13 protein-coding genes are annotated in these 12504 nt (G+C 70.4%); 5 read left to right on the top strand and 8 right to left on the bottom strand.

The genetic code is table 11. From position 1 onward, the window contains the following. Positions 1 to 172 precede the first annotated feature (172 nt). The 6 genes from AB0230_RS05845 to purS form a co-directional block, all read right to left on the bottom strand. Positions 173 to 1102 (bottom strand): 2-hydroxyacid dehydrogenase, encoded by a 930-nt coding sequence (locus AB0230_RS05845; protein ID WP_315993852.1) that lies wholly within the window; start codon positions 1100 to 1102, stop codon positions 173 to 175. After that, positions 1099 to 2571, bottom strand: a complete 1473-nt coding sequence (locus AB0230_RS05840) for an FAD-dependent oxidoreductase (RefSeq protein ID WP_363577645.1) — start codon at positions 2569 to 2571, stop codon at positions 1099 to 1101. Before AB0230_RS05840 ends, AB0230_RS05845 begins: the two co-directional genes overlap by 4 nt. Positions 2572 to 2573: 2 nt before the next feature. Then, entirely contained in the window at positions 2574 to 3068 is a 495-nt protein-coding gene (locus AB0230_RS05835) for an ureidoglycolate lyase (RefSeq protein ID WP_363577647.1), read from the bottom strand. Between the two features lie 102 nt (positions 3069 to 3170). After that, positions 3171 to 3884 (bottom strand): GntR family transcriptional regulator, encoded by a 714-nt coding sequence (locus AB0230_RS05830; protein WP_363387641.1) that lies wholly within the window; start codon positions 3882 to 3884, stop codon positions 3171 to 3173. A 12-nt stretch (positions 3885 to 3896) separates the two neighbouring features. Beyond that, positions 3897 to 4604 carry a phosphoribosylformylglycinamidine synthase subunit PurQ gene (gene purQ, locus AB0230_RS05825; RefSeq protein ID WP_315993848.1) on the bottom strand — a complete coding sequence of 236 codons (708 nt, stop codon included), beginning with the start codon at positions 4602 to 4604 and terminating at the stop codon, positions 3897 to 3899. Next, positions 4601 to 4852 (bottom strand): phosphoribosylformylglycinamidine synthase subunit PurS, encoded by a 252-nt coding sequence (gene purS / locus AB0230_RS05820; RefSeq protein WP_076673305.1) that lies wholly within the window; start codon positions 4850 to 4852, stop codon positions 4601 to 4603. Before purS ends, purQ begins: the two co-directional genes overlap by 4 nt. A gap of 403 nt (positions 4853 to 5255) precedes the next feature. On the opposite strand from purS, the gene AB0230_RS05815 reads away from it, so the two are divergent. From AB0230_RS05815 to AB0230_RS05795, 5 genes are all read left to right on the top strand, one after another. Further along, complete coding sequence (locus tag AB0230_RS05815; protein ID WP_315993847.1) at positions 5256 to 6530, top strand: extracellular solute-binding protein; 1275 nt, start codon at positions 5256 to 5258, stop codon at positions 6528 to 6530. A 150-nt stretch (positions 6531 to 6680) separates the two neighbouring features. Continuing rightward, entirely contained in the window at positions 6681 to 7766 is a 1086-nt protein-coding gene (locus AB0230_RS05810) for a sugar ABC transporter permease (protein ID WP_363387636.1), read from the top strand. Then, positions 7763 to 8668, top strand: a complete 906-nt coding sequence (locus AB0230_RS05805) for a carbohydrate ABC transporter permease (RefSeq protein ID WP_315993845.1) — start codon at positions 7763 to 7765, stop codon at positions 8666 to 8668. The genes AB0230_RS05810 and AB0230_RS05805 overlap by 4 nt, the downstream gene beginning before the upstream one ends. Before the next feature lie 29 nt (positions 8669 to 8697). Next, complete coding sequence (locus AB0230_RS05800; protein WP_315993844.1) at positions 8698 to 10152, top strand: family 1 glycosylhydrolase; 1455 nt, start codon at positions 8698 to 8700, stop codon at positions 10150 to 10152. Between the two features lie 34 nt (positions 10153 to 10186). Further along, complete coding sequence (locus tag AB0230_RS05795; RefSeq protein ID WP_363387629.1) at positions 10187 to 11200, top strand: LacI family DNA-binding transcriptional regulator; 1014 nt, start codon at positions 10187 to 10189, stop codon at positions 11198 to 11200. Here the strand turns inward: AB0230_RS05795 and AB0230_RS05790 are convergent, their stop codons facing one another. Next, the gene (locus tag AB0230_RS05790; protein WP_363387626.1) at positions 11201 to 11992 is read right to left on the bottom strand and encodes a MerR family transcriptional regulator; all 792 of its coding nucleotides are present in this window, start codon (positions 11990 to 11992) and stop codon (positions 11201 to 11203) included. Beyond that, complete coding sequence (locus tag AB0230_RS05785; protein ID WP_315993841.1) at positions 11985 to 12497, bottom strand: VOC family protein; 513 nt, start codon at positions 12495 to 12497, stop codon at positions 11985 to 11987. Before AB0230_RS05785 ends, AB0230_RS05790 begins: the two co-directional genes overlap by 8 nt. Positions 12498 to 12504 lie beyond the last annotated feature (7 nt).

Below are 12504 nucleotides of genomic sequence, written 5' to 3'. Positions count from 1 at the left end.
GACGTCCACCTCCATCCGCGACGGACACGAGCCCGCGCGTCTCGGCGGCGTGCAGCGGCTGCGCGCTCGCGCCCGCGCCCCGGCGAATCCCCGTCGAGTGTCCAGGACGCGCCGCATCCGCCGGACGGCGGCGGCGTGTCCTGGACACTCAACGGGTGAGGGGGCGGGGGCGTCAGCCGCCGAGCACGACGTTCAGCGGCTCCTCGCCCGCGGCGAGGCGTTCGATCTGACGGCGGACCAGGCGCGCGATGCGCGGGCGCATGGCATCCGTCGCCCCTCCCACGTGCGGGGCGATGAGCACGCCCGGAAGGCTCCACAACGGGTGGCCCTCGGGCAGCGGCTCGGGGTCGGTGACGTCGAGCGCCGCACGGATGCGACCGCGCCGCACGTGGTCGACCAGAGCGTCCGTGTCGACCAGCGGTCCACGTCCGACGTTCACGACGAGCGCGCCGTCGGGCAGGGCCGAGAGTGCCGCGTCATCGAGGATGTGGCGCGTGGAGTCGCCGCCGGGGAGCGAGGCGATGACGATGTCGGTGTCGGCGAGAACCTCGGCCAGCTTGCCGAGGGGGAACACCTCGACGTCGTCCTGCAACCGGCCGTGTGAGGCGACGGCGCGCAGGTGCACCTCGAAGGGCTTCAGGCGCGCGGCGATCGCGCGGCCCACCCCGCCGAAGCCCAGCAGGGTGACGCGGGCGTCGGCGAGGCCGGGCGCCCCGCCGCCGGTCCACTCGCCGCGGTCCTGGGCGCGCACGAACTCGGGCAGCCGACGTCGAGCGGCGAGGGTGAGGGCCACGGCGAGCTCCGAGGTCGCCGTCTCGTGCACGCTCGCCGCATTAGCGAAGACGAGTCCCTCGGGCAGTCGTCCCTCGACGTTGTCGTACCCGATCGACTGGCTCTGCACGAGCCCCACCTCGATCTCGCGCAGACGCTCGATCACGCCGGTCATCGACATGTACGGCGGCACCACCATGTCGAAGCGTTCTCGGGGAGCGGCATCCTGCATGTCCCACACGACCACCTCGACGCCGTCGGGCAGTGCGCCCAGGTCGTCGCGCAGCTGGGGGGTGGGCACGGACACGAGAAGAGGGGTGGAGGTCGTCACCCGATCGACGCTACCCGCGGATCCCGCGGCGGGGAGGAGTCTTGCGCGCGGCGGCCGATGTGCACGCCCACCGGCACGTCGTAGGCGAGGTACTCCGTGAGCAGGCGGTCGGAGTCGTGCTCGAACAGGCGACGCGAGAGGGCGGCGGCGAGTTTCGTGGCGCCGCCGACGAGGCCGGGGATCTGATGACTCAGCATGCCCTGGCTGATCCGCGCACCGTGATTGAACATGTGGATGCGCGACAGCGCCGAACGGCCGGGCGCACTTCGGCTGACGAGCCCGAAGTCGTCGTCGAGGTATGGGAACGCCGCCAGCCCCGGGTTCTGCGCGATCTGCGCGGGCGGCAGGCGATCGCTCCACCGCACGGCGTCCGCGGCGACGCCCGCCAGCTCGGGGCGCCGTTCCAGCTCGGCCACGATCCCCGTCGCCGCGAGCACGACGTCGTAGTGATGGATGCCGTGCGGCGTCGCCACCGCGATGTCGCGGCCCGTCCACGACACGCTCTCCCACGGCGAGGAGGTGAGGAAGCGGAACGTGTCGAACGCGTGCGCCCGCCACAGCGCGTTCTGCGTCGCGGGCTGGTCGACCGCGGAGAGGTGCACGTTGAACGCCCATTTCTGCGCGTCGGTGAAGGAGCCGTAGTTCTCGATGAGTCCGGCGAACTCCATCCAGCGGTACGGGCTCACCTGCGGCATCGACGGGCGGCGCATGTGCACGTCGACGCTCGCCGCCCCGTGCTCGAGGGCGGTGGCGGCGTTGTCGAACGCCCCGGTGCCGGCCCCGAGGATGCCGATGCGCAGGCCCGCGAGGGCGGAGAAGTCGATGTCGTCGTGCGTGTGATGGACGCGATCGGCCGGCAGGCCGTCGAGCAGAGGGGGAAGGTGCTTACCGCCCGCGCCCTCGATGCCCGTGGCCAGCACGACGTGCCGGGCGGGCAGCATCCACTCTCCGTCAGGCCCGTCGAGGTGCAGGGTCAGGGGGTCGTCGGCGCCCCCTACGACGAGGGAGCGCACACGGGTGGATGCGACCGTGGTCACGGCCGAGGCGTCGCGGTACCAGTGCAGGAAGCCCTGCCACGCCACCGTCGGGAAGTACTCGATGGCCTCCCAGGCCGCGTCGCCGTAGACGGCCTCGAACCACGCCCGCGGGCTCACCGCGGGGGTGCCCCAGGTCGGCCACGCGATGTCCTTCGGGGTGCGCAGCGTGTGCATGCGCGCGTAGGTGGTCCACGGGCCGGCCGCGTCGGCGGGGGCTGCGTCGATCACGACGACGTCGTCGATGCCGCGGCGCCGCAGGCCCCGGGCGAGGACCAGACCGGCTTGACCGGCGCCGACGATGACCACCGGGCGCACGCCGTCGCGGGTGCCGGCCCACGAGCGTCCGTCCCCGGCGCTCAGCTCCGCCTGGTGCGCGGCGTCTCGTTCGAGGGACGCGAGGCGTGCGGCGGCGTCGGGGAGGGGGGTGAGCACCCTCACTCCCCGTCGATCACGACGCGCACACCGTAGGCGTCGTCGAGACGGTGGTTGTGGTGGTCCGAGACGTTGGTGTCGTCGAGCTCGAGGTTGACGAAGTCCATGCTCGGGTCGGCGAAGAAGGGGCCCGCGTGCCAGGTGCCCTTGCGCATCGTGACGGCGGTGCGCGGTGGGATGCGGAAGGCCCGCAGGTCGCCGAGCGCGGGCTCGTCGATGCCGGGGGCGGCGACGGCAAGGGTCCACTCGACGTCGCCGACGGCCATCAGCGTCTGCGTCGTCTCGAGGTGACGGGTCACCCGCACGAATTCGGCGGGCTTGTCATCGAGGTGCATGAGGTAGAAGCGCGGGATGCCGCCCGACACGTCGAGCACGGCCTCCTCGGCGGTGAACGGAGTGCCGTCCTCCAGGGGGGTCAGTACGACGCCGAAGGGCTCGAAGGCCTCGGCGGAGACGACCTCGGATCGCAGGGGGTGGACGGTCAGGGTGTCGGTCATGACGGCTCGCTTTCGTCGGGTGACCCTGACGTTACGCTTGTCCAACAAGGCGCTGAACGTCTTGTCGGACAAGTTCACCGTGCTGTTACGCGTCCGAAACGCTCACGCCCGCACGCGCCGGATCAGCGCGTTGCGCAGCCCCGGGGGTGCGGGGAGCTGAACCTCGCGCGACCAGTAGCCGATGGCGTCGTCGGCGCCGTACCCGCAGTAGGTCATCTCGATGACCGGCGTCGCGGGTGTCGACGACAGCAGGGCCGCGCGTTCGGCATCCAGGCCGCTCGCCTCGATCCACAGCGTCTCCCATGCCACGCGCACGCCGTTCGCGGCTTCCGCCAGAGCGAAGACCGGGCTGTGGGGGTCGAGCTCCCCCTCGCGCGTGATGGGCACGAGGTCCTCGGCGAGGGCGTACGGCTCCCCATCGACGCGCCACATCTTCACCGTGCGCAGCACGCTCGTGCCGTCGGGGAGATCGTCGAATCGATCGATGCCGGGAGTCAGCATGACGCGCTCGGACGACACCAGGTCAAGGGCCGCGTCGTAACCGGCGGAACGGATCGACAGGAGATGATCGAACTGCTGGTCGATGCGGCGCCCGACGCCCGGCAGGCGCCGGTTCGGCGAGGTGCGCGCCCCTTGCGTGCGGTGGACGTATCCGCGCTCCTCGAGGCGGATCAGCGCCTCGCGCACCGAGTTGCGACTCGCGCCGGTCAGCTCGGCCAGGCGCGGCTCGGACGGCAGGGTGTCGGCATCCGCTCGCCAGAGGTGCAGGATGCGATCGATCAGCGCGTCCTGATCGGGGGCGCGCTTGTCGGTCACGGCGGGGCCGGGTCAGGCGGCGGCGTTCACCGCGGCGGCGATGGCCGACGTGAAGAAGCCGAGGCCGTCGACGCCCGAGCGCATCGCTGCGGCGGTGCCCGGGCCGAAGCCGGGCTCGACCGCGTGCTCGGGGTGGGGCATGAGTCCCACGACGTTGCCGCGCTCGTTGGTGAGGCCGGCGATGTCGTCGAGGGAGCCGTTCGGGTTGACGCCGACGTAACGGAAGGCGACGAGGCCCTCCCCGTTCACGCGGGCCAGGGTCTCGGCATCCGCGATGTATCCGCCGTCGGCGTTCTTCAGCGGGATGACGATCTCGTCGCCCTCGGAGAAGTCGCTGGTCCACGCCGTCGAGGCGTTCTCGACGCGCAGGCGCTGGTCGCGACGGATGAACTGCTGGTGGGCGTTGCGGATGAGGCCACCGGGCAGCAGGTGCGCCTCGACCAGCATCTGGAAGCCGTTGCAGATGCCCAGGACGGGCATGCCCTTGGCTGCCGCGTCTTTGACCTCGGCCATGATCGGCGCGAACGCGGCGATGGCGCCGGCGCGCAGGTAGTCGCCGTAGCTGAAGCCGCCGGGCAGCACGAGGGCGTCGACGCCCTTCAGGTCGTGCTCACCGTGCCAGAGCGCGACGGGCTCGCCACCGGCGAGGCGGATCGCGCGCTGCGCGTCGCGGTCGTCGAGGGAGCCGGGGAAGGTGATGACCCCGATGCGTGCGGTCACCGCTCGATGACCTCGATGTTGACGACGTCTTCGATGACGGCGTTCGAGAGCATCTCGTCGGCGAGCTCGCGGGCCCGGGCGAGCGTGGCCTCGTCGACCTCGCCCTCGACGGTGAGCTCGAAACGCTTGCCGATGCGGACGTCGGAGAAGCGGTTCTCGCCGAGCCGCGAGAGGGCGCCGGCGACGGCCTTCCCCTGCGGGTCGAGAAGCTCGGCCTTGGGCATGACGTCGACGACGATGGTGGGCACTGCAGCTCCAGAAGTCGGGTGGCGTTGTGGAAGTCATCTTACGCGAGCGCGCCGACGCCTCGTGGTGCGGGGTGCGCTGCGGTGGTGGGGGTGTGGTGGGGCGCGGGTGGGGCGCGCCACGGGCCCGCGGACCGCCGTCGGGTGGAGCGCGGCGGGAGGGGGCGTCGCGCCGCTCCACCCCCGGGTGTGACTGCTCGCAGCAGGGATGAACGCCGCGCCCGGGGGTTTCCCCCGACGGCGGGCTTTTCCTGACCCGAACACTCGCCGGTCTCGGGCCGATAACGGTATGGGAGCGCTCCCTTGACGCCGTGGGAGCGATCCCATACTCTCGACCCGATCGGTGAGAGCGCTCCCACAGCGCGACTGCTCACACCGCTTCACACCCACCACAAAGGAGTGATCTGTGAACACCCATGCCCTGCGCCGGACCGCGCTCGTCGCCGCGGTCGCGTCCACCTCCGCCCTCGTCCTCGCCGGTTGCTCCGGCGCCGGGGGCTCCGCCTCGGGCGGAGACGGCGACGTGACCCTCACCATCGCCACCTTCAACGACTTCGGCTACACCGACGCGCTCCTGCAGGAGTACATGGACGCGCATCCGAACGTGAAGATCGTGCACAACAAGGCCGCCACCAGCAACGAGGCCCGCGAGAACTACTTCCAGAAGCTCGGCAAGACCGGCCTCGCCGACATCGAGGCCATCGAGGTCGACTGGCTGCCCGAGGTCATGGAGTACGCCGACCTGCTCGCGCCCGTTCCCGACGACCTCAAGAGCCGTTGGCTCGACTACAAGGTCGAGGCCGCCACCAGCGCGGACGGCAAGCTCGTCGGCTACGGAACCGACATCGGTCCCGAGGGCGTCTGCTACCGCTCCGACCTGTTCGCCGCGGCGGGGCTGCCCACCGACCGCGCCGAGGTCGCCGCGATGCTCGAGGGCGACTGGTCGACCTACTTCGCGGCGGGCGACACGTACGTCGCCGCCACGGGCAAGGCCTTCTTCGACTCCGCCGGCGGCACGTACCAGGGCGCGATCAACCAGGTCGAGGCCGCGTACGAGAACCCGGATGACGGGTCGATCACCGCCACGAGCAACCCCGAGGTCAAGAAGATCTACGACCAGGTGCTCGCCGCCAGCGCCACGCAGTCCGCCCACCTCGGTCAGTGGTCCGACGACTGGTTCGCGGGCCTGTCGAACGGCGCGTTCGCCACGATGCTCTGCCCTGGCTGGATGCTCGGCGTGATCGAGGGCAACGCCCCCGAGGTGAAGGGCTGGGACATCGCGAACGTCTTCCCCGGCGGCGCGGGCAACTGGGGCGGTTCGTACCTGACCGTCCCCGGCAACGGCAAGAACGTCGAAGCCGCGCAGGAGCTCGCCGACTGGCTGACCGACCCCGAGACCCAGGTGAAGGCGTTCGAGAACGCCGGCACGTTCCCGAGCCAGACCGACGCGCTGAAGGCCGACGCCCTCACCGGCAGCGTCAACGCGTACTTCAACGACGCTCCGGTCGGCGAGATGCTCTCCGAGCGCGCGCAGGCCGTGAAGGTCTCTCCCTTCAAGGGCCAGTTCTACTTCCAGATCAACGACGCGATGCAGAAGGCCCTGACCCGCGTCGAGGACGGAACGCAGAGCGCCGCCGACTCGTGGAAGCAGTGGGCGACCGAGGTCGACGCCCTGTCCTGACCCCGCGATCGGATGCCAGGGGCCGCGGCCTCGCGCCCCTGGCATCCGTCGCCCGTCCCCTTCTCGCGTGAGGGGTCGAGACCCGTCGCTCCCGCATCGTCGCGGGCGACGGCTTCCGGCCCCTCGCGCAACGGAAACGGAGCACAGATCGTGACCAGCACACTCGAACGCCCCACGGGGGGCGCGGCGCCGCAGACGCGCGCCCGCGAACCCCGACGCGTGGGATTCAGCACGCGCCGCAGCACGTGGGACCTCAAGCTCTCGCCCTACCTCTACATCTCGCCGTTCTTCATCCTGTTCGCGATCACGGGGCTCTTCCCCATCGCGTACACCGCCGTGATCTCGTTCATGGACTGGGACCTGGTGCGCAACTCCGGCGAGTTCATCGGCTTCGACCAGTACGCGTGGGTGCTCTCGCAGCCCAAGTTCTGGATCGCGCTGCGCAACACCTTCAGCATCTTCCTGCTCTCCAGCGTCCCGCAGCTGATCATCGCCATCTTCATCGCCGCGATGCTCGACCAGAACATCCGCGCCAAGACCTTCTGGCGCATGAGCGTGCTGATCCCCTACGTGATGGCGCCGGTGGCCGTCGCCCTCATCTTCAGCAACATGTTCGGCGACCAGTACGGCGTCGTGAACACCACCCTGCAGAACCTGGGCCTGCCCGCGGTGCCGTGGCATTCCGACGCGTTCGCGAGCCACATCGCCATCGCGACGATGGTCAACTTCCGGTGGACCGGGTACAACACCCTCATCCTGCTCGCCGCGATGCAGGCGATCCCGCGCGAGTACTACGAGGCCGCGACGGTCGACGGCGCCGGCAAGATCCGCCAGTTCTTCTCCATCACGTTGCCGAGCCTCAAGCCCACCCTGATCTTCGTCATCATCACCGCGACGATCGGCGGACTGCAGATCTTCGACGAGCCGCGCATGTACGACCAGTACGGCACGGGCGGAGCCGACAACCAGTGGCTCACCGTGACCCTGTGGCTCTACAACGTCGGCTGGGGGGAGTGGAACTTCGGCCGCGCCGCGGCCCTCGCGTGGATCCTGTTCCTGATCATCCTCGCCATCGGCGCGATCAACATGGTCGTCACGCGTTCGCTCGTGCGCGACGACGGCAGCCGCGATCCCCGCAGCCGCCGCGAGCGGCGGGCGCAGGCCCGGGCCGCCGAAGAACGATTGAGGGCGGATGCCGCGTCGGTCGGCATCCGCGGAGAGGAGACGCGTCGATGACCGCCGTGAACGCCGCACCCGTCCCGATCGTGGAACGCGACACCCCGTCGCCTTCGCGCCGCCGCCCGCGTCCGGTGCGCGGATCGCGCCCCGGCTGGATCGTCTACGCGAGCCTCGGTGCGGTGCTGCTGGCCAGTGTCTTCCCCTTCTACTGGTCGCTGTTGATCGGCTCGGGCGACTCCTCCACCATCCGCGACGCGAACCGCTCGTGGATCCCGGGCGGGAACTTCTTCACCAACGCCGCCGCCGTGATCGGCGACTCCGCGGTCAACTTCTGGCCCGCGCTGCTGAACTCGATCATCAGCTCCGGCCTGATCGCGGCATCCGTCGTCTTCTTCTCCACCCTGGCGGGATGGGCGTTCGCGAAGCTGCGTTTCCGCGGCGGGCCGTGGCTGCTGGTCTTCGTCGTCGGGACGATGGCGGTGCCGATGCAGCTGGGCGTGGTCCCGCTCTACATCCTCTTCAGCGAGCTCGGGTGGACCGGGCAGCTCGGCGCGATCATCATCCCCGCCCTCACGAGTGCGTTCGGGGTGTTCTGGATGACGCAGTATCTGCGTCAAGCCGTGCCCGACGAGCTCATCGAGGCGGCCCGTGTCGACGGGGCGAGTTCGTTCCGAACCTTCCTCACGGTGGGCGTGCCCGCCGCGCGCCCTGCGGCGGCGATGCTCGGCCTGTTCACGTTCGTGAGCGCCTGGAACAACTTCTTCTGGCCGTTCATCGTGCTCGACCGCCAGAACCCGACCCTGCCGGTGGCCCTGTCGCTGCTGCAGTCCAACTACTTCGTCGACTACTCGATCGTCCTCGCGGGCGTGCTCCTGTCGACGATCCCGCTGCTGCTGCTGTTCGTCTTCGCGGGCAAGCAGCTGGTCAGTGGCATCATGCAAGGGGCGGTCAAGGGATGACCCTCGCGCCCACGGAAGGAACCCGATCCATGTCCACCACCCGTTCGTTCCCCGACGGCTTCCTCTTCGGCGCCGCGACCGCCGCCTACCAGATCGAGGGCGCCGCTTTCGAAGACGGCCGCACCGCGTCGATCTGGGACGCGTTCAGCCGCGTCCCCGATGCCGTCATCAACGCCGACAACGGCGATGTCGCGTGCGATCACTACCACCGCTACGCCGACGACGTGCAGCTGATGAAGCAGCTCGGCCTGCAGACGTACCGCTTCTCGACCTCGTGGTCGCGCGTGCGCCCCGACGGCGGCGCGCTCAACGCGAAGGGCGTCGACTTCTACAAGCGCCTCGTCGACGAACTGCTCGATGCCGGCATCCTGCCCTGGCTCACCCTGTACCACTGGGACCTCCCGCAGGCCCTGCAGGAGCGGGGCGGGTGGACCGTGCGCGAGACGAGCGACCGCTTCACCGAGTACGCGCTCGACATGCACGACGCCCTCGGCGACCGCGTCGACGTGTGGACCACGCTGAACGAGCCCTGGTGCTCGTCGTTCCTCAGCTACACCGCGGGCATCCACGCCCCCGGGCACTACTCGCAGGCCGAGGGGATGCTCGCAGCCCACCACCTGCTCCTCGGTCATGGGCAGACCGTGCGCGAGCTGCGGGCGCGCGACTCCTCGCTCAACCTCGGCATCACGCTGAACCTCACGGTGGCGGATGCCGTGAATCCGGCCGATCCCGCCGACCTCGACGCCGCGCGGCGCGTGGACGGGCAGTTCAACCGGTGGTTCCTCGACCCGATCTTCCGCGGCTCGTACCCGGCCGACATCATCAAGGACTTCCGCGACACCGACGCCGAGGCCGTGGCGCGCTGGCAGGAGGCCGTCCACCCGGGCGACCTCGAGGTCATCTCGACCCCGATCGACTCGCTGGGCGTTAATTACTACCACGGCGAGTTCGTGGGCGGCACGCCGCCCGAGGTCGACCCGCCCGCGGGCGACGCACCCACCACGCGTCCGATCGGCGTGCCGTTCCCGGCGCACGAGAAGCTCTACTGGCATGACCGCGGCCTCCCTCGCACCAACATGGGCTGGGAGGTGCAGCCCGAGGGCCTGACGCGCCTGCTGGAGCGGGTGAGCGAGGAGTACGCCGCCCCCGCCGACGTGGCTCTGTACGTCACCGAGAACGGCGCGGCGTACGACGACGAGGTGGTGGCCGACGACGGCGACGAGCGCGTCCACGACATCGACCGCGTCGAGTTCGTCGAGGCCCACCTCGGGGCCGTCCTCGACGCCGTCGAGCGCGGCGTCGACGTGCGCGGCTACTTCTACTGGTCGCTCATGGACAACTTCGAGTGGGCCTGGGGCTACGCCAAGCGTTTCGGCATCGTGTACGTCGACTACCGGACCCAGGAGCGCGTTCTCAAGGACTCGGGCCGGCAGTACGCTCGCATCATCGCCGAGCGTGCTCTGGCCGCGGCCCCCGCGGTCTAGAGCTCGACCGCCGGGTATGCCAGGAGGCAGGGCTATGGAGATCGCACCCGTTCGCGGTACCGCCACGATCGAAGAGGTCGCGGCGCGGGCCGGCGTCTCCCGCTCGACGGTGTCACGCGTGGTCAACGGTTCCACGGCCGTCTCTCCTGCCGCGCTCGAGGCCGTGCGCCGCGCGATCGACGAACTGCAATACGTTCCGAATCGCGCGGCGCGCTCCCTGGCCAGCCGGCAGACGCGGGCGATCGCACTGGTCATCCCCGAGCAGACCGACCGCTTCTTCGGCGATCCGTTCTTCGCCTCGATCGTGGCCGGAATCGGTGAGGTGATCGGCGACAGCGACTACATCATGAACATGCTGATCGCCAGCGACGACGCCAGCGCGAAGGCGCTCGCTTATCTGCGCGGCGGCAGCGTCGACGGGGCGATCGTGGCCTCGCACCACACCAGCGACACCTTCCTCGACCGCGTCGCCGACGTGGTGCCCGTCGTCTACGGCGGGCGCCCCGCCCGGGTGCGCGCCGACGACTACTACGTCGACGTCGACAACGTCGAGGGCGGCCGGGTCGCGACCTCGTACCTGCTGGCCCGAGGACACCGCCGCATCGCCACGGTGTCGGGTCCGACCGATATGCCCGCCGGCATCGACCGTCTGCAGGGCTTCCGCGACGCGATGGCCGAGGCGGGGCTGCAGCCCGTGGCCGTCGAGAACGGCGATTTCACCGAGGTGGGCGGGGCGCTGGCGATGGCCCGCGTGCTCGCCGCGGGCGAGCGCCCCGACGCGGTCTTCGTGGCGAGCGATCTCATGGCGCGCGGTGCCTACACGGTGCTGCGCGAAAAGGGCCTGGAGCCCGGGCGCGACGTCGCCGTGATGGGTTTCGACGACTCCGCGGTGTCGACGGCCCTCAGCCCCGCCCTGACCACGGTGCGGCAGCCCTCGCTCACGCAGGGGCGGTACATGGCATCCGTGCTGCTCGACATCCTCGCCGGGCGGCCGGCTGCGCACGCGACGATCCTGCCCACCGAGGTCATCGAGCGCGGCTCCGCCTGATCACTCCCAGCGTGCGGTGTCGGGGTCGATGCCGTGTGCGCGGGCGCTCGCCTCGATCGCGTCGCGCAGCCACGTGGCGAGCCCGGGGCGGATCGCGTCGTAGTGCGCGGCGAAGCGCGGGTCGGCTGCGTACATGCGGCCGAGGTGCACCTGCATCTGCCGGGTGAGGGGGAAGTACTGCGAGAACACCGTGCGGTGCCGCTCGACGAGCGCGTCGGCCAGCGCGTCACCGGGCTCGACGCCGGAGGCGACGGCGTCCGCGAGCTCCTCCTCCACGGCGGAGACCGCCCGCGTCACCTCCGCCCAGTCGTCGACGGAACGGGATGCCGAGCGCTCGGCGTACTGCTGCCATTGCGGTGATCCGCCATAGGCGTCTCGCGCCTCGGCGGGCCAGCTCGTGTCCCAGCCGGGCCCGAACGTCTCGTGCTGCTCGTCTTCGGAGAGGAGGATGCCGCGCTCCTGCGCGGCGATCATGCGCTCGAGGTCGTCGTCGACGATCTGCAGCTGCGCGATGCGCTGAGCGACGTGGGCCCGCTGGACCCGGAGCTGGGCGGCGACGTCTCCTCCCGGCTCGTCGATCACCGCGCGGATGGCATCCAGGTCGAGACCGAGCTCGCGGTAGACCACGATGCGGCGGAGGCGCTCGAGGTCCTCGTCCGTGTAGAGCCGATAGCCGGCGCTCGAGCGTGCGGCCGGGCGCGCGAGACCGATCTCGTCCCAGTGATGGAGCGTGCGCACGGTGAGACCGAGCCGAGCGGCCGTCTCGCCCACCGGCATCCCCTGCTCACTCATGGGACCCATTGTCGTCGCGCCCGATCCCCACCGACTGCAGGTTCCGGCCTTCGACGGTCGCCGGGTCGAACACCTTGGCCGCGGTGAAGACGACCCGCGCCTTCTCGGGGGTGATCACCTCGACGTCCCGGGTGTTCCACGGGGTCTCGCGCACCTCGGGAACGGTGCCGAGGGCGCGCACCGACGAGACGACGGTGTCGATCTCGTCGAGGACGCAGGCGAAGCTCACGCTGGCGGGCGGGGCGCTCGAGCTCTTCTCGCCGACCACGAGCAGCACGTCCTGGAAGGCCCATCGTCGAAGATGGACCATCTGCCCGGGGATCGCGAACAGCTCGAAGAAACCGAGGCCCCGCGTCCAGAAGTCCACGGATGCCGGCAGGTCGGCGGTCGAGAGGGTGACGAACATGGGCATGCCGTAGATGCCGCGGTACAACGGGGGCGCGACGGCATCCGGTCCGGGAGGGGGCACGGGGCTGACCGCGAAGGCCTCGAAATTCTCGTCCATGGCCCCA

Source organism: Microbacterium sp. NPDC089190 (assembly GCF_040701795.1).
GTDB lineage: Bacteria > Actinomycetota > Actinomycetes > Actinomycetales > Microbacteriaceae > Microbacterium > Microbacterium galbum.
The sequence above is the reverse complement of the archived record's forward strand: the minus strand, read 5'-3'. Positions and strand labels throughout refer to the sequence as shown.

What these genes read in the sequence shown, in the direction of transcription:
- AB0230_RS05785 (WP_315993841.1), bottom strand. Translation starts at nt 12,497, where the DNA reads ATGGACGAGAATTTCGAGGCCTTCGCGGTCAGCCCCGTGCCCCCTCCC.
- AB0230_RS05800 (WP_315993844.1), top strand. Translation starts at nt 8,698, where the DNA reads ATGTCCACCACCCGTTCGTTCCCCGACGGCTTCCTCTTCGGCGCCGCG.
- AB0230_RS05835 (WP_363577647.1), bottom strand. Translation starts at nt 3,068, where the DNA reads ATGACCGACACCCTGACCGTCCACCCCCTGCGATCCGAGGTCGTCTCC.
- AB0230_RS05795 (WP_363387629.1), top strand. Translation starts at nt 10,187, where the DNA reads ATGGAGATCGCACCCGTTCGCGGTACCGCCACGATCGAAGAGGTCGCG.
- AB0230_RS05805 (WP_315993845.1), top strand. Translation starts at nt 7,763, where the DNA reads ATGACCGCCGTGAACGCCGCACCCGTCCCGATCGTGGAACGCGACACC.
- AB0230_RS05790 (WP_363387626.1), bottom strand. Translation starts at nt 11,992, where the DNA reads ATGAGTGAGCAGGGGATGCCGGTGGGCGAGACGGCCGCTCGGCTCGGT.